At 75.3% G+C, this 16,101-nt stretch carries 13 protein-coding genes; 5 read left to right on the plus strand and 8 right to left on the minus strand.

Features of this window, described 5'->3' with window-relative positions; translation table 11 throughout:
• Positions 1–22: 22 nt before the first annotated feature.
• The 6 genes from AC230_RS21515 to AC230_RS21540 form a co-directional block, all read right to left on the minus strand.
• Complete coding sequence (locus tag AC230_RS21515; RefSeq protein ID WP_049717959.1) at positions 23–397, minus strand: response regulator transcription factor; 375 nt, start codon at positions 395–397, stop codon at positions 23–25.
• Entirely contained in the window at positions 394–1,677 is a 1,284-nt protein-coding gene (locus AC230_RS21520) for a metal-dependent hydrolase family protein (RefSeq protein ID WP_107082205.1), read from the minus strand. The genes AC230_RS21515 and AC230_RS21520 overlap by 4 nt, the downstream gene beginning before the upstream one ends.
• A complete protein-coding gene (locus AC230_RS21525; RefSeq protein WP_078871469.1) occupies positions 1,674–2,771 on the minus strand; it encodes an SAM-dependent methyltransferase in 1,098 nt (365 codons plus the stop codon). The genes AC230_RS21520 and AC230_RS21525 overlap by 4 nt, the downstream gene beginning before the upstream one ends.
• A 78-nt stretch (positions 2,772–2,849) precedes the next feature.
• Positions 2,850–4,475, minus strand: a complete 1,626-nt coding sequence (locus tag AC230_RS21530) for a class I adenylate-forming enzyme family protein (protein ID WP_078871470.1) — start codon at positions 4,473–4,475, stop codon at positions 2,850–2,852.
• A gap of 306 nt (positions 4,476–4,781) precedes the next feature.
• Entirely contained in the window at positions 4,782–5,999 is a 1,218-nt protein-coding gene (locus AC230_RS21535; protein ID WP_049717962.1) for an MFS transporter, read from the minus strand.
• Entirely contained in the window at positions 5,996–6,685 is a 690-nt protein-coding gene (locus AC230_RS21540) for a FadR/GntR family transcriptional regulator (protein WP_049717963.1), read from the minus strand. Before AC230_RS21540 ends, AC230_RS21535 begins: the two co-directional genes overlap by 4 nt.
• 147 nt (positions 6,686–6,832) lie before the next feature.
• On the opposite strand from AC230_RS21540, the gene AC230_RS21545 reads away from it, so the two are divergent.
• Positions 6,833–7,597, plus strand: a complete 765-nt coding sequence (locus AC230_RS21545; protein WP_049717964.1) for a maleylpyruvate isomerase family mycothiol-dependent enzyme — start codon at positions 6,833–6,835, stop codon at positions 7,595–7,597.
• 316 nt (positions 7,598–7,913) lie between these two features.
• Here AC230_RS21545 and alaS read toward each other — a convergent pair whose 3' ends face one another.
• Positions 7,914–10,544, minus strand: coding sequence for an alanine--tRNA ligase (gene alaS, locus AC230_RS21550; protein WP_049717965.1), 2,631 nt, complete (start codon positions 10,542–10,544; stop codon positions 7,914–7,916).
• A gap of 114 nt (positions 10,545–10,658) precedes the next feature.
• A complete protein-coding gene (locus AC230_RS21555) occupies positions 10,659–11,747 on the minus strand; it encodes a diaminopropionate ammonia-lyase (RefSeq protein ID WP_107082206.1) in 1,089 nt (362 codons plus the stop codon).
• A 117-nt stretch (positions 11,748–11,864) separates the two neighbouring features.
• Between AC230_RS21555 and AC230_RS21560 the strand changes: the two genes are divergently transcribed.
• The 4 genes from AC230_RS21560 (at position 11,865) to AC230_RS21575 (ending at position 16,093) form a co-directional block, all read left to right on the plus strand.
• Complete coding sequence (locus tag AC230_RS21560; RefSeq protein ID WP_049717966.1) at positions 11,865–12,785, plus strand: LysR family transcriptional regulator; 921 nt, start codon at positions 11,865–11,867, stop codon at positions 12,783–12,785.
• A gap of 156 nt (positions 12,786–12,941) precedes the next feature.
• Positions 12,942–13,343, plus strand: a complete 402-nt coding sequence (locus AC230_RS21565) for a hypothetical protein (protein WP_049717967.1) — start codon at positions 12,942–12,944, stop codon at positions 13,341–13,343.
• A gap of 176 nt (positions 13,344–13,519) precedes the next feature.
• Positions 13,520–14,764: a hypothetical protein gene (locus AC230_RS21570; protein ID WP_049717968.1), complete on the plus strand. Its 1,245-nt coding sequence runs from the start codon at positions 13,520–13,522 to the stop codon at positions 14,762–14,764.
• A 189-nt stretch (positions 14,765–14,953) separates the two neighbouring features.
• On the plus strand, positions 14,954–16,093 hold the full coding sequence (locus AC230_RS21575) for an ABC transporter substrate-binding protein (RefSeq protein WP_049717969.1): 1,140 nt from the start codon (positions 14,954–14,956) through the stop codon (positions 16,091–16,093).
• The last annotated feature ends 8 nt before the right edge of the window (positions 16,094–16,101 follow it).

Below are 16,101 nucleotides of genomic sequence, written 5' to 3' on the forward strand. Positions count from 1 at the left end.
TGGGGACCCGGAGGAACGGCCGTCAGACCACCCCTCGCCGCATCGCGATCACCACCGCCTCCGTCCGGTCCGCGGCTCCCAGCTTCCGGTAGATCATGTGGAGGTGGGCCTTGACCGTCTGCTCCGTGATGTTGAGCGTCCGCCCGATGCGACGGTTGGACGACCCCTGGGCGAGCAGTTCCAGCACCTCCTGCTGGCGCTGGGTCAGGTGCACGCACGGTGTCGTCGTGTCCTTCGCGGGCGGGCGTTCGGGGACCGCGGCCAGGTCCTGGAGCGCGGAGAGCCTGTCGCGCGCCTCCCGGGCCAGGTCGCCGACCTCCTGGAAGTGCGCGAGCACTTCGTCGATCGTCTTCAGCGCCGCTTCGAGATCCTGGGTGAGCGTACCGGTGCCAGTCATTGGTTTCCCTCGTCGAGTGTGCTCCCGGGGCCCTTCACCGGCGCCCCTGCCTTCCACACGTGCGTCACCGCGCCGGGGCGGGCGAGCACGGAGACGTCCTCCAGCGGATTCTCCGCCAGCGCGATCACGTCCGCGTCGTGGCCCGCCGCCAGCCGCCCCGACAGCGGGGCCTGCGGGCCCAGCGTCAGCGGGCCCGTGGCCGTGCCGGCCTCGATCGCCTCCAGCGGCGTCAGCCCGGTGGCCACCAGGTGGGCGAACTCCGCGCCGTTGCGGCCCCAGGACAGCGGGCCGCCGCGGGTGCTGGTGCCCAGGTCGGTGCCGGCCGCGATGCGCACCCCCGCCGCGTGGGCCACGGCCATGGCCGTGCGGTGGCGGTCCTCCAGCTCCTCCAGGGAGCGGCGGGCGTCGGGGGAGACGAGCTCCTTGCGGGCCAGGATCCCCTCGTAGACCGTCCGGGTGGGTACCAGGACGGCCCCCGCCTCGCGCAGGGCGACGGCCGCCTCCTCGTCGAGGTCGGTGCCGTGCTCGATGGTCCGGCAGCCGGCCTCCAGCGCGGCCATGATGCCCGCCTTGCCGTGGCAGTGGGCCGCCACCACCCGCTCCGCACGGGCCGCCTCCTCGACGATCGCCCGCAACTCGGCGGCGCTGAACTGCTGGTGGCGCGGGTGGTCGAGCTCGCTGATCACGCCGCCCGAGGTACAGACCTTGATGACCTTCGCGCCGAGCCGGAGCTGGAGGCGGACGGCCTTGAGGCAGGCGTCCACCCCGTCGGCGAGGTGCAGCATCCCCTGCGGGCGGTCCGGGGCGGCGACCCAGGGGTGGGGCAGGCCGTGCGCGTCGGAGTGCCCGCCGGTCGGGCTGATGACGCTGCCCGCCGCGTACACCGTCGGCCCGCTCACCGTGCCCTCGGCGATCACGCGGGCCAGGAAGACGCCGTAGCCGCCGACCTCGCGGACGCTGGTGAAGCCGGCCAGCAGCGCGGTCTCGGCGTCCTTGACGGAGCGGGCCGCCGCGACGGCGGCCGGGGTGAGCAGGAGGTTCTGGGTGCTGACGGCCTCCCGCAGCCCCACGAAGTGCACATGGCAGTCCCACAGTCCCGGCATCACCACCGGGACGCGGACCGTCCGGTGCCCGGGGACGGGGGCCGGAGCCTGCGAGCGGGGCCCGGCGTAGGCGATGCGGTCGCCGGACAGCTCCACCACGCCGTCGTCCACGGGCTCCCCCCGCCCGGGTATCAGCAGGCCCGCCTCGACGCGGACGCCCTCCGCGGCCCCGGTCACCGGCCGCTCCCGTCGGCCGCCGCCCTGGCCAGGACGGTGTGGACCGGCATGCCCGGCAGGCTGTGCAGGCTCTCGAACGCGAGGCCGCTCGCGGTCAGCGTCGCCCTCAACTCCTCCAGGGAATAGGTGTGTCCGCCCTTGGAGATGGCGAGCATCTGCGCCGAGAACACCCGCGAGGCCGGATCGGCCAGCGGGTCGCGGGAGACCACCAGGAAGTCGTTGACCAGCAGCCGGCCGCCCGGCCGCAGGGTGGCCGCCAGCCGGGACAGCAGCCGCACCGAGGTGGGCACGTCGAAGAAGTGCAGGACGTGGCTGACGAGGACGAGGTCGTACGGGCCGCCGGGCGCCACCTCGAACATGTCGCCCGGCAGGTACGCCACCCGGTCCGCGACCCCGAACTCCTCGGCCGTGCGCCGGGTGACCTCCAGGACGTTGGGCCAGTCCAGCGCGTGCACCCGGGCCCGGGGGAAGCGCCGGGCGAGCGTCAGCGACTGGATGCCGTTGCCGCAGGCGACGTCGAGGACGTCCAGCGTGGGGCGCGGCCCGGCCCACTCCTCCAGCAGGGCGCACACGTGCCGGGAGGTGGCGCGGCTGGTCGCCGTGATGCCCTCGGCGAACTCCCGCCAGTAGGGGTGGCCGGGTTTCTCCGCGTCGTCCTCCAGGAGGGTGCGGCCGTGGCGTACGGCGCCGGCCAGGTCCTTGACGGAGTCCAGCACGTAGTCGCAGGTGTAGACCTTGGCGAGGCCGCCGATGTAGCGGGAGGCGCCGGTGACGAGGAAGCGGCGGCTGGTGTCGGTGAGCGCGTACCGCGTCCTGCCGCCGGGCTCGTCCGGGACGCGGGCCTCCAGGAGGGCGAGCGCGGCCAGGGCCTCCAGCAGGACCTCGGTCGCGCGGGCGTCGGAGCCGATCGCCGCGGCCGCCGCGGCGGCGGTCAGCGGGGCGTCGGCGAGGGCGTCGAAGACGCGCAGCTCGATGCCCGCCCGCAGGATCCCGGCCCGTTCGACACCGGTCAGCAGGTTCATGATCTCTTCGGCCGTGGCGGGCCCGGGCGGAGCCGGCGGTGTGGGGCCGGTGGCCTGTGCGTGTGCGGGCATGCGAGCACCTCTCCCATGACATGCGGTCGGGCGGACGGTGGACGGCGCGGGGACGGGGGGGCACCGGAGCGGCGCCCGTCAGGGCAGCACCAGGGAGCGCAGGGCCCGCTTGTCGACCTTGCCGGCCGGGGTGAGCGGGAACTCGGGCAGCACGGCCAGGCGTTCGGGGAGCTTGCCGCTGTCCAGCCCGGCCCGGTCGCGCAGGTGCCGGCACAGCCCCGCCAGGTCCAGCCCCCCGGCGGCGTCGCGCAGCACGACGCAGGCGAGCACGCGTTCGCCCAGGCGCTCGTCCGGGGCGCCGAGGACGGCGGCCGAGCGGACGTCCGGGTGCTGGTGGAGGGCCTCCTCCAGCTCGGCGACGCTGATCTTGTAGCCGCCGCGGTTGATGACGTCCTTCTTGCGGCCGGTGATGTGCAGCCGGCCGTCGGCGTCGAGGAAGCCGAGGTCGCCGGTGCGCACCCAGCCGTCCGCCGTGCGGTAACGGCCGTCCAGCTCGGGGGCGCCGAGGTAGCACAGCGGCGACATCGGCCCCCGCGCGTGGATCTCGCCCGGGGCGCCGGCGGGCAGGGCCTCGTCCGCCTCGTCCGCGACGCGCACCTCCACCACGCGGGGGTCGGGCCGCCCGGCCGTGTCCGTCTTGGTGGCGAAGTCGTCGTCGAGCGCGGTGTGGCAGCAGATGCCGTCGGCCGAGCCGTAGGAGTGGACGAAGACCACCCCGAAGGTCTCCTCGCACCGGCGGATCGTTTCCGCGTGGACGTGGGCGCCGCCGCAGACGATCGCGCGCACCGGGGCGAAGGTCTCCCGGTCGGCGCCGTCGGCGGTCAGCAGGCGCTCCAGGATGGCGGGGGAGAGGAAGACGTGGCTGGGCCGGTGCGCCCGGACCGCCGCCACCGTGGCCGCGGGGTCGAAGCGGTCGACGGTCACCAGCGTCGCGCCCATGGCGGCCAGGGTGCAGGGGGTGCCGAACGAGCCGAACGGCGAGGACAGCGGGACGCAGAACAGGAAGCGCGGCGGATTCCCCGCGCCGTCGTCCCCCAGCTCCGTCAGATACGGCGTCTGGCCGCCGACGAGCGCGTCGTGCGAGTAGAGCACGAGCTTGGGCTCCGCCTCCGACCCCGACGACGCCATGATGCGCGCCGGCCCGCCGGGATCGACCTCCGGCAGCTCCCCGGGCGGGGCGCCGCCCGTCAGGGCCTCGTCGAGGGGAAGGGTGCCCGGGGGCGCCCCGTCGTGCACGAACACCGCCTCCAGGGCGGGCAGTTCGGGCCGTAACTCGTCCACCAGCGCCGCGTAGTCCGTCCCGCCGACGCGGCGGGTGACGATCGCCGCGCGGGCGCCCGAGCGGCGCAGCAGGGAGAGCGTCTCGCGCCGCTTGCGGCCCACGGGATACGGCAGGACGACCGCGCCGAGGGCGGCGACGGCGAGGTCGGCGGCGCAGGCGCGCCAGCCGTTGGGCAGGTTGACCGCGACCACGTCCCCCTGGCGGACGCCGGCCTTCCGCAGGGTTCCGGCCAGATTCAGGGAACGGGTCAACAGCGTCGCGTAGGTGGTGTTACCGTCCTCGTCGGCGACGGCCGTGCGGTCCGGGGCGCGCCGTGCCTGTTCGGTGAAGGCGGTGAAGACGTCCTTGCCCGGATACAGCCCGAGAGCGGTCCAGCGGTCCCTCAGCGCCCGTGGTGTCAGATCGTGGTGACGCCGGCTCACAGCAGAAAACCTCCGCGTGGCGATCCCCCGGTCAGGGGGCGGATCGGTCGGCCGCGGAAGGGGAAAACGTCGCGTCGGGACGCTCCCACCCCCCGTGATGCACGCAACCCGCCACGCGTCCGGGACGGGCGCGTGAGCAGGCAGTCAAATAGGAGCCCAGACAACCAATGATTGAATGTCTCCGAGCCTACCTCCCGGCTTTGGTCATGGGCAAGTAATGACCTTGAACCGACCGGAAGTTGACGGATCACCGGGCCCGTCCGCGGGGGGAGGCGGACGGGCCCGGCGGTTTTTCCCGGCGCCCCGCTACGACACGGAACGGTCACTGCCGGCGGGCAGGCTCACCACCACGTTCACCGCCATCAGCGTCATCAGCGCGGCCAGCGGCAGCGTCCACGAACCGCTCGCCGAGCGCAGGGCGGAGGCGAGCGGGGGCCCGGCCGCCGCGATGACGTAGCCCACCGTCTGTGACATGCCCGACAGTTGGGCCGCCGTCCGGGCGTCCGGCGTCCGCCGGACGTAGAGCACGCCGGGGATGCCCTGCCCGGCGCCGAGACCCAGGCCCAGGACCACCGCCCACACCGGGGCGCTGGCCGCCGGCGCGAACAGCACGCCGGCCAGGCCCGCGAAGCACAGGGCGGCCGTGGTCACCACGTGCCGCCGCTGGTCGGCGCCGCGCCCGGCCAGGCTGGGGCCGAAGAAGCCGCCCACGGCCACGAACACCGCGCAGACCGAGAGGTAGAAACCGGCCGTCGTACGGTCGACTCCCTTGTCCACGTAAATCGTCGGCAGCCAGGAGAACACCGCGTAGAACAACAGCGACTGGAAACCGAAGAACGCCGTGACGCTCCACGCCGTCCCGCTGCGCAGCAGCCCCGCCCACTTCAGCGCGCCGCCGCCGGACGCGCGGTCGTGGGGCACGCGCACCTGGGTGGCGAGGAACGCCAGGGCCAGGACCGCCGGGACGACGGTGCAGCCCAGCGCGATGGCCGAACTGTCGCCGGACGCGCGGTAGACGGGCTCGGAGAGCGCCGCGATCGCCGCGGCGCCGCCGCCCATCATCATCGCGTACACGCCCATCATCACGCCGATGCGCTGCGGGGGGAACCGCTTGCGCACCAGCACCGGGGTGATCACGTTCAGGACCGCGATGGCGATGCCCGCCACCACCGTCCCCGCGTACAGGCCCACCGTGCCCGCCGACCGCAGCAGGATGCCGCCGACGAGGAGGGCCATCGCCCCGAACACCGCGCGCTCCTCGCCGAACCGGCCCCTGACCACGGTGCCCAGCGGGGCGAACAGGCCCATGCACAGCGGGGGGAGGGTCGTCAGGACGGTGGCCGCGGTGTGGCCGAGCCCGAGGCTGGGGATGAGCGGGCCGACCCCGCCGAAGACCACCCGCAGGTTCAGGCTGAGCAGGACGAAGGCCGTCACCAGCAGGGCGCCGGTCCCCGCCCGGCTCCGCTCCGGCGCGGCGGCGGCCTGCCCGGTGACGACGCCCGGTGGTGGGCTGATGTGGCTCATGGAGTACTCCTCAGGCGCTCGCGCACCCGGTCGATGACGATGTTGATGTGATGGGCCGCCTCGGTGGCGGCCCGTGCCGGGTCGCCCTGCGCGATCGCCTCGACCAGCAGCGCGTGCGCCTCGTGGTCGAAGTCCGGCAGCTCCAGATCGTCGGTGGAGCGGCGGATCCCGGCCTCCGTGGCCGAGGAGAGGGCGCTGTAGAGCTCGATCAGCACGGGATTGCGGGAGAGTTCGACCACGGTGTGGTGGAACTCCATGGCCCCGGCCACCACTTGCTCGGTGCCGTCGCCCTCGGCCGGCACGGAACTGCGCGCCAGCGCGCGGAGCCGCGGCACGTCCTCCGGCAGGCGCCGCTCGGCCGCCTGGCGGGCGGCCTCGACCTCCAGGCCCCGCCGGACCACCAACAGGTCCAGCAGGTCGGCCAGTCCGAGCCGGCGCATGAGCACTCCCTGGGTCTCGTCCCGGGCCCGCACATAGGTGCCGTCGCCGTGGCGGACCTCCAGCACGCCCGCGTGGGCGAGCGCCCGGACCGCCTCGCGCATGGTGTTGCGCGCCACGCCCAGGGCCTCGATCAGCTCGTTCTCCGCGGGAATCCGCCCGCCGACCGGCCACTCGCCGGACTTGATGCCTTCACGGATCTGGTCGATGGCCTGGTCGACGAGGGAGGTCCGTGTCACTTCGCGCATATCCACTCCAGCATCCATTGATTGGATGTCTCAGGGTAGTTGGCCGGGGCCACCCGTGTTCCGGCCTTTCCACGATGCCCGCTCAAGTCGGCTTGAGGTCAACTTCCCCCGTGCGAAGGGCTCCTGCCCGGGCCTACTGTGAGCCGCATGACTTCCGCCACGTCCGACTTCGACCGCCACTGCGACCACATCGTCCGCCAGACCGACCTGTTGATCTCCCACGTCACCGGCGCCGCGACCAGCACCCCCGTCCCCACCTGCCCCGGCTGGAACCTGGGCAACCTGCTGCGGCACCTGGCCGGAACCCATACCTGGTCCGCCCGCGTCGTCACCGCACGGTCCTCCGAGCCCGTCCCCCACGACGAGGTCGACGACGTCGCCGGCCCCGACGACGAGGATCCGGCCGCCCTCGCCTCCCGCTGCGCCGCCGCCGCGCGGCGCCTCGCCGCGGCGCTGCGGTCCACCGGTCCGGACGTGCCGCTGTGGACCGCCGGGCCCGGCGGCACGGCCGCGTTCTGGGCCCGGCGCATGGCCCACGAGACCGCCGTCCACCGGGCGGACGCCGCGTTCGCGGCCGGGGCGCCCTACGCGCTCGACCGCTGGGCGGCGGTCGACGCGCTCGACGAGTGGATCGGCTTCTCGGTGTCGCCGGAGGCGCCCTCCCTCCGAGGGCCGGGCCGCACGCTCCACTTCTCGGTGGGGGACGGCGCCGAGTGGTTCGTCGATCTGAGCGCCGACCCGCCCGCGTGGCGCCGCGGTGGCGGCTCCGCCGCCGTCGACGTGCGCGGCTCCGCCACGGATCTGCTGCTGTCGATGTACGGGCGGCCGGTGGGGGAGGGGGCCGTGGAGGTGCGCGGGGACGGGGAGTTGTTCCGGCGGTGGCGGGAGGCGGCGGCGTTCTGGCTGGAGTAGGGCGGGGCTGCGTGCGCGTGCCCCGCGTGCGCGTGCCCCGGGAGGGGGGTCTCCCCGCCCCGCCCTTTCTCCGTTCCTCGCGCGCTGCCGCGCGGGGGCAATGCGGCTTCGCCGCATTTGTCCTCAAGCTTCCCCAGAGGCGGGTACCCCCAGGACGGGCTGAAAATCAGCCCGTCCGGCGTTCGAGGACGAGCGGCGAAGCCGCGATCCGGGGGTCCAGGGGGCGAAGCCCCCGGTGGGGTGCAGGGGCGAAGCCCCGCCCCACCGCGCGGCAGCGCGCGAGAAACGGCTGAAGGGCGGGGCGGGGAGAGAACCCTTACGCGCCGGCCACCACCCGCGGCACATCCCCCAGCACCGCCCCCACCCGCTCCCGCGGCAGCCCGCCGCCCTGGGCCACGTCCGGCGACCCTCCGCCCCGCCCGTCGAGCAGCCGCTTGACCAGGTCCGAGGCGGACAGTCCCCGGTCGCGGGCGGCCCGGTTGAGCGCCACGACGAACGTGCCCTGCTCGCTCGCCACGGCGACGACCCCGGGCGAACGGGCCGGCAGCCGGTCGCGGACCGCCAGGGCCAGGGCCCGGCCCTCGTCGGACACGGTCGTCACGACCCGCACCCCGTCCGCGTCCACGGCCTCCCCGGCCAGGGCCGCCGCCCGCCCGGCCGTCGCCTCGGCGCGCAGCCGCTGGTTCTCGCGCTCGACCGCCTTGAGACGGTCGAGCAACGAGGCGATGCGGTCGGGGAGTTCGGCCCGGGGCGCCTGGACCTGCTCGGCGAGGCGCGTGACGAGGTCGCGTTCGCGGGCGAGGTGGTCGAAGCCCTCCAGGCCGACCGCGGCCTCCAGCCGGCGCATGCCGGAGCCGACGGAGGACTCCGAGACCAGCGAGACGACACCGATCTGCGAGGAGCGCTCCACGTGCGTACCGCCGCACAGTTCGCGCGACCACGGCCCGCCGATCTCGACGACGCGGACCCGCTCCCCGTACGTCTCGCCGAACAGGGCGAGCGCGCCCAGCTCCTTGGCCTCCGGCAGGGTCGTCCACCGCACGGCGACCGGCAGATCGCGCCGCAGCGCGCGGTTGGCGGCCTCCTCGACGTCGCCGCGCAGGGCGGGGCCGAGGGCGCCGCGCCAGGGGAAGTCGAGGCGCAGGTAGCCGGGCCGGTTGTAGGAGCCGGACTGGAGGGCCGTCGGGCCGAGGACCTCGCGCAGGGCCGCGTGCACCACGTGCGTGCCCGAGTGCGCCTGCCGGGCGCCGAGCCGCCACTCGGGATCGACGGCGGCGCGCACCCCGTCGCCGGGGGCGAGTTCACCGGCGGTGACGCGCACCTGGTGGACCACCAGCCCCGGCAGCGGCCGCTGCACGTCGAGGACGTCGGCCTCCACGGACGCCCCCGTGAGCCGCCCCGCGTCGCTGTCCTGGCCACCGGACTCGGCGTAGAACGGCGTGCGGTCCAGGACGACGGTGACGATCTCCCCGGTGCGCGCCACCGGCACGGCACCGGCCGGGCCGAGCAGGGCCAGCACGCGCGACTCCGTCTCCAGCGCCTCCCAGGCCCGCCAGTCGGTCGGGCCGTGCGCGCCCAGGACCTCGCGGAGCGCGGCCGTGTCGGCGGAGCCGGACTTGCGGGCGCGGGCGTCGGCGCGGGCCCGCTCCCGCTGGGCGTTCATCAGCGCGGTGAAGCCCTCCCGGTCCACCTCCACGCCCTGCTCGGCGGCCATCTCCAGGGTGAGGTCGATGGGAAAGCCGTAGGTGTCGTGCAGCAGGAACGCCTGCCGGCCCGGCAGCGAACGGCCGCCCAGCGCCTTGACCTTGGCGACGGCGGTGTCCAGCACCGCGGTGCCCTGCTTGAGGGTCTCGCGGAAGGCGTCCTCCTCGGCGAAGGCCCGCTCGGCGATACGGGCGAAGGAGTCGACCACCTCCGGGTAGCCCGGCGCCATCACGTCCCTGGCCACGGGCAGGAGTTCGGGCAGCGCCCGGTCCTCGAAGCCGAGCCGGCGCATCGAGCGCACCGCGCGGCGCAGGATCCGGCGCAGGACGTAGCCGCGGCCCTCGTTGCCGGGGACGGTGTCGTCGGCGAGCAGCATCAGCGCCGTGCGGACGTGGTCGGCGACCACCCGCAGCCGCACGTCGTCCTCCGCGTCCGCCCCGTACCGGGCGCCCGCCAGCTCCGCCGCGCGGTCGAGGACCGGGCGCGTCTCGTCGATCTCGTAGAGGTTGTCCACCCCCTGCAGCAGGGTGGCCATGCGCTCCAGGCCCATGCCGGTGTCGATGTTGCGGCGCGGCAGCTCCCCGAGGATGGGGTAGCCGGACTTGCCGGGGCCCTCGCCGCGCTCGTACTGCATGAAGACCAGGTTCCAGAACTCCATGTACCGGTCCTCGTCGACCGCCGGCCCCCCCTCGGGGCCGAAGGCCGGGCCGCGGTCGTAGTACAGCTCCGAGCAGGGCCCGCACGGCCCCGGGACGCCCATCGACCAGAAGTTGTCCTCGTCGCCCCGGGCCACGATCCGCTCGTCCGGCAGCCCGGCGACGCGCCGCCAGACGCCCCGCGCGTCGGCGTCGGAGTGGTGCACGGTCACCCAGATCCGGGCCGGGTCCAGCCCGAAACCGCCGTCGGCGACCGGCGTCGTCGACAGCTCCCAGGCGTGCGCGATGGCCTCTTCCTTGAAATAGTCGCCGAACGAGAAGTTCCCGTTCATCTGGAAGAACGACCCGTGCCGGGTGGTGCGCCCCACCTCCTCGACGTCGAGCGTGCGCACGCACTTCTGCACGCTCGCCGCCCGCGGCCAGGGAGCGGGCGACTCGCCCGTCAGGTACGGCTTGAAGGGCACCATCCCCGCGTTGACGAACAGCAGCGTCGGGTCGGGCGTGGGCAGGGGAGCGCTGGGGACGACGGTGTGACCGCGCGCCGCGAAGAAGTCCAGGAATCGGGTACGGATGTCGGCGGTACGCACGTCGCGCTCACGGATCCCTTCGTCACCACTGGTCCAGTTGCAGGTCCATCGTAAGTGCAAACAGTTCGCAGCTCAGGGGGCATTCCCGGCCGGCGGGGGCCCGGGGGCCGGCCGTCACGTGTGCGGGTTCGCCGCCGCGCCCTCGGTGTTGAGGAGGACGACCGTCGAGGCGCGGCCCAGGGACAGCTCCGCGCGCCGGCCGGCGCCGCCCTCGCCGCCGAGTGCCGCGCGGACGCCCGCGAGGGCGGCGGCGCCGCACGGCCCGGAGGAGACGCCCAGGGCCGCCAGGTCCCGGGCGGCGGCCGTGCTCGCGGCGTCGGTGACCGCGACGGCGGCGTCGAGGCCGTCGCGCAGGTACGGCCACGCGAGGGCGGACAGCGTGCCGCAGTTGAGGCCGGCCATGACGGTCGTCCCGGCCGGGACGGTGACCGGGCGTCCCCGCCGCAGGCTCTCCAGCGCGCACGCCGCCGTCACCGGCTCGACCGACAGCAGCGCCGTGGGCGTCCCGCAGGGGCGGCCGCGGTAGTGGGTGACCGCGGCCTGGGCGAGGGAGCCGACGCCCACCGGCACCGCCACGAGCGCGGGCGGGCGGGCCCCGGCCGCGGCGAGCTGGGCGTCGGTCTCGGCGAAGAGGGTGGAGTAGCCCTCGCAGATCCAGCCCGGGACGCGCTCGTAGCCGGGCCAGGCCGTGTCCTGGAGCAGGACGGCGCCCGGCGCGGCCGCCGCCTCGGACGCCCGGCGCACCGCCGCGTCGTACGAGTCGCCCGCCTCGGTCACCTCGGCGCCCTCCGCGGCGATGGCGGCCACGGCGGCCGGGTGCACGCCGCGCGCCACGAAGACGTGCGCCCGCTGCCCGAGCAGCCGCGCCGTACGGGCCACGGCCCGGCCGTGGTTGCCGTCCGTCGCCGTGACGAGGGTGACCGTCCCCCGCGCCCGCCCGGCCAGCGCCCGGTGCACCGCCCAGGAGACGCCCAGCACCTTGAACGCGGGCAGCCCCATCCGCCGGGACTCGTCCTTGACGAAGACCCGGCCCACCCCCAGCTCCACCGCCAGCGCCGGGAGTTCGACGAGCGGGGTGGGGGTGTGGTCCGGCAGGGAGGCGTGGAAGGACCGCACGGCGGAGGGGGCGGGCGCACACGTCCAGTCGCGGGCGGCGGGGCGGGAGAACCACGGGAGGGCGGTGAGGGAAGCGGATGTCGTCACCCCGTCAGCCTGCGGCCCGGACAACGATCGGTCCAGCACATGTTTTCCACCGGTACCCGTCGGCCGGGCCGAACGATCGACTAGGGTTCCCGGCGACACCCGGGGGGACACCGCGCCATGACCTACGACCTGCACCGGCTGCGGCTGCTGCGCGAACTCAAGCACCGCGGCACGCTCGCCGCCGTCGCCGCCGCCCTGTCGTACAGCCCGTCCACCGTCTCCCAGCAGCTGTCCCGGCTGGAGGCCGAGACCGGCGTCCGGCTCCTGGAACCCGCCGGCCGGCGGGTCAGGCTCACCGCACAGGCCGAGATCCTCGTCGCCCACACCGAGGCCGTCCTGGAACGGCTCGAACGGGCCGAGGCCGACATCGCCGCCTCCGCCACCGGCCTCACCGGCACCCTGCGCGTCGCCGCCTTCCAGACCGCCGCCCTCGTCCTGCTGCCCGCCGCGCTGACCCGGCTGCGCGCCGCCCACCCGCACCTGCGCGTGCACCTCACCCAGAGCGAACCGGAACAGGCCCTCCCGGCGCTGCTCGCCCGGGACTTCGACCTGGTCGTCACCGAGGAGTTCCCGGGCCGGCCGCACCCCCGGACCGACGGAGCGGACCACGAGCCCCTGGGCGACGACCCGTTGCGCCTCGCCCTGCCGGCCGGCACCGACGCGCCCTCCGCGCCCGCGGCCGCCCTGCGGGCGCTGGCCGGCCGCCCCTGGGCCATGGAGCCCGAGGGCTCGGCCGCCCGGCAGTGGGCCGTCGCCCTGTGCCGCGAGGCCGGCTTCGAACCCGACGTGCGCTTCGAGTCCCCCGACCTCCTGCTGCACCTGCGCCTCGCCGAACAGGGCCACGCCGCCGCCTTCCTGCCCGATCTCGTCCATGCCGGCCGCACCCCGTCCGTCCCGCTGCGCACCCTGCCCGGCGGGCCCGTCCGCGCCCTCTCCACGGCCGTGCGCCGCGGCCACGGCGGGCACCCGGCGATCCGCGCCTGCCGGGCGGCGCTGCGGGAGGCGGCGGACGCGGCGCTCGCGGCGCCGGGACGCTGACCGGCGTCACCGGCGCCATCGTCCGCGATCTTGCGGGTACGCTTCCCCTGCCCCGCGCCGCAGGCCCGGGGCCCCGCCCACCGTCATCGTCGGCCCCGACGGCCCGCGCCCGCGGCCGACCCCGCCCGGCGCCCGGGCCCGGAAGGAGAACGGCCCGTGAGCCGCCGCAACCGCACCCCCGCCCCCGCCGCCGCGCCCTGCACGGTCACCGTCTGCCGCGGCTGCTGTTGCGGCACGCCCAAGATCCCCGGCGTCGACCACGCCGCCCAACTGGCCCGGCTGCGCGGCGACCTGGCCGGCACCGACGGGCGGCTCCGCGTCACGGACTGCGTCGACGCCTGCGAACACGGCAACGTCGTCATCGTCCAGCCCTCCGCCGAGGGACGCGCCGCCGGCGGCCGCCCCGTCTGGCTCGGCCTCGTCAACGACCCGGACGCCACCGCCGACATCGCGGCCTGGATACGCGCCGGCGGTCCCGGCCTCGCCGAACCGCCCGGCGTGCTCGACCTCTACGCCTTCACCCCGTCACGCCGCGTCCGGCAGGCCGCCGGCGCCTGAGCCCGGTGCGCACGGTCCACCTCTGTGACCGTCCCGTCCCCACGGGGAGTGAACGGGCCCGCCCGGGGCGGGACTTCGGGGCCGCGCCGGGATAGCGTGCTGCCCACTGGTGTGCCGGGAAGCCTGGTCGGCGTGTGCGTCGCAGCATGTCCATCAGGAGCGGGAGGCCCCTGCCGATGAAGACCGCGCCGTCCCGGCACCTCGTGTCGTACTGTGCGCGCCGCGCCCGGCGCGCGGCGTCGAGGGCGTCGGGCGTCCGGCCCCTGCTGGCGGCCGCGCTGGCCTTCGCGGCCCTCGCCGATCCGGCCTCCACCGCGGCCCGCGCCACCGGGGCGGCGCTGCGGGCCCTGCGCGAGGAGGCCGGTCCGCTGCCGCCCGCCGCGGTGGGCGCGGCCGCCGTCGCGGGCCTCGTCGTCGCCCACCGCGTACGGGCGGACGGCGCGGGGGCGCGGGCGCCCGTCCCGGCCGGGGCGCTGCTCGTGGACCTGGTGCTGTGCGTCGCCGCCGGCTCGGCCTGCGGGGCCCTCGCGTCCGCTGCGCGGCTGCCCGCCGTCGCCCCGTGGCGGGTCCCGCTGGCGTCGGCCGTGGTGGCGGCCGTGGCGGGCCTGACCTGGTCGGGGCCCGCGGGGCGGGCCGCGTTCGCGGTGACGGCCCTCGCCCTCCTCGCCGTCGCCTTCGCGGTGCTCGCCGAGGGGGCGGGCGCGTCCCCGGTGCCGGCCGGAACCCTGGCCCCGCAGGCGGTCCACGCGCCCGCGTCTGCGGTCCTCGTGGCCTTCCCGGTGGCGCTGGCGGTGACCACGGGCATCGAGGCCCTGGCCCGCCCCGGCCGGCGCGGCGAGCCGGTGCGGACGCAATCCCGCCGCGTCGTCCTGTGGCCGAGCCTTCTCGTCGTCGGGGGCGCCGTCCCGGCCCTGGCCGCGGAGGCGGCGCACCCCGGCGGGCCCGGGTCCGGCCGGACGGCCCCCGGCACGGCCGACGTGCTCCTCCACCTGCTGGCCGTCCTGCTCCTGCTGGCGGCCGCGGCCGCCTCCTTCCGGGCCGGGCCCGGGCTCCTCGCGGCGCTCGCCCGCCACCGCGGACGCGGCGGGAGGCCCGCACCCCGCACGACCGCCGCCCTGTTCCTCCTCGCCGTCACGGCGATGACGCTCTGCGCGGCCGGCGGCCGGCACCAGCGCCTGGTCCTGTGCCTCGCGGTCTCCGTCTTCCTGTCCTTCCTGGCGGGGCTGTCGGCCCTGGCCCGCCTCGCGGCCCCCGGGCGGCAGCTCCCGGCCGCGGCGGGTGCCGTCGGCACGGTCGCCGTCGCCTTCGTCCTGGCCGTCGACCTCGCTCGCGGCGCCCCGGCCCTCCCCCTCGCGGCCGTCCTGCTCGCCGCGGGGGGTCTGTACGCCCTGTGGCTGCGCGGCGGCGCGACCGACAACTAGGCGCGAGAACACGGCGGTTACGGGAGGTCCCGGAAGCCGCCGCGCCGGAACGCGCTGATCGCGCCGCGTCTGCCGCATGTAAGGACACCGTCAATGCGTTCCTTGAAGTTTCAAGCGACCTGGACCTAAGGTGAGCGCCGCAAGTTCTTGAACGTTCAAGAACTCCTTTCTCCCCACGAAGGAGTCGTCGTGAAGTCCACCCGCAAGGCCTGGGCCGCAGCCGTCGCCCTCGGCGTGCTCGCCGCGAGCGGAGCCACCGCGGCCGCCGCCGCCCCCTCGTCCTCCCGCCCGGCGAAGGCCGCGAGCGAGGACGGGCAGTTGCAGAAGCTGTACCGGGACGCCGTGGCCGAAGGCGGCCGGCTGGTCGTCTACGCCGGCGGTGACAAGCCGGGGCAGGCCGACTACCTCAAGAACGCGTTCGTGAAGCAGTTCCCGAAGATGAAGGTCGACACCGTCGTCGACTTCAGCAAGAACCACGACGCGCGCCTCGACAACCAGATAGCCGAGCACAAGGTCGTCGCGGACGTCGTCCACCTGCAGACGCTCGACGACTTCCCGCGCTGGAAGAAGGAAGGGGCGCTGGAGCGGTACAAGCCGGTCGGCTGGAACAAGGTCTACGACAAGATCAAGGACAAGGACGGCTACTACACCGGCCTGTACTTCATCGGCTTCGCCGACGTCACCGCCACCACGCTCGGCGACAACGCCCCCGTCGAGGCGGAGGACTTCCTCAAGCCCGAGTACAAGAACAAGCTCGTCTTCACCTACCCCAACGACGACGACGCCGTCCTCTACTACTTCAAGCAGCTCACCGACAAGTACGGCTTCGACTACCTGAAGAAGCTCAAGGCGCAGAACCCGACGTTCGTCCGCGGCACGGCCGACGCGGCCGCGCAGGTCGGCAAGGGCGGCTATGTGGCCAACTTCGGCAGCTCGGGCAGCGCGAGCGGGCTGTCGAGGACGAGCATCCCGGAGAAGTCGCCGTGGGTGGCGTGGCCGCAGACCGGCGCCATCCTCAAGGACGCGCCGCACAAGGCCGCCGCCAAGCTGTACATGAGCTGGATCCTGTCGAAGGGCTACCAGCAGCACGCGTACGGCTGGAGCGCCCGCACCGACGTGCCCGCCCCCGCCGGCCGCAAGGGCATCTTCGACTACACGAACATGAACCCGCTCGGCCTCGGGAAGTTCATGGGCGACCGCACCGCGCTCGACCGCTACAAGGCGCGCGTCGGCCTCTACGTCGGTGACGTGAAGGGCGCGGACCCGGCCGACCCCGAGGGCCGGCTCGGCCTCCACCCCGTCGACCAGAACGGCACGCAGGGCGGGTGACCCGACGG

Source organism: Streptomyces caatingaensis (genome assembly GCF_001187435.1).
Lineage (GTDB): Bacteria > Actinomycetota > Actinomycetes > Streptomycetales > Streptomycetaceae > Streptomyces > Streptomyces caatingaensis.

Bases quoted from the DNA above. Each gene is read 5' to 3' on its own strand.
- AC230_RS21525 (WP_078871469.1), bottom strand. From the start codon at position 2,771: ATGCCCGCACACGCACAGGCCACCGGCCCCACACCGCCGGCTCCGCCC.
- AC230_RS21535 (WP_049717962.1), bottom strand. From the start codon at position 5,999: ATGAGCCACATCAGCCCACCACCGGGCGTCGTCACCGGGCAGGCCGCC.
- AC230_RS21540 (WP_049717963.1), bottom strand. From the start codon at position 6,685: ATGCGCGAAGTGACACGGACCTCCCTCGTCGACCAGGCCATCGACCAG.
- AC230_RS21570 (WP_049717968.1), top strand. From the start codon at position 13,520: ATGAAGACCGCGCCGTCCCGGCACCTCGTGTCGTACTGTGCGCGCCGC.
- AC230_RS21545 (WP_049717964.1), top strand. From the start codon at position 6,833: ATGACTTCCGCCACGTCCGACTTCGACCGCCACTGCGACCACATCGTC.
- AC230_RS21560 (WP_049717966.1), top strand. From the start codon at position 11,865: ATGACCTACGACCTGCACCGGCTGCGGCTGCTGCGCGAACTCAAGCAC.
- AC230_RS21515 (WP_049717959.1), bottom strand. From the start codon at position 397: ATGACTGGCACCGGTACGCTCACCCAGGATCTCGAAGCGGCGCTGAAG.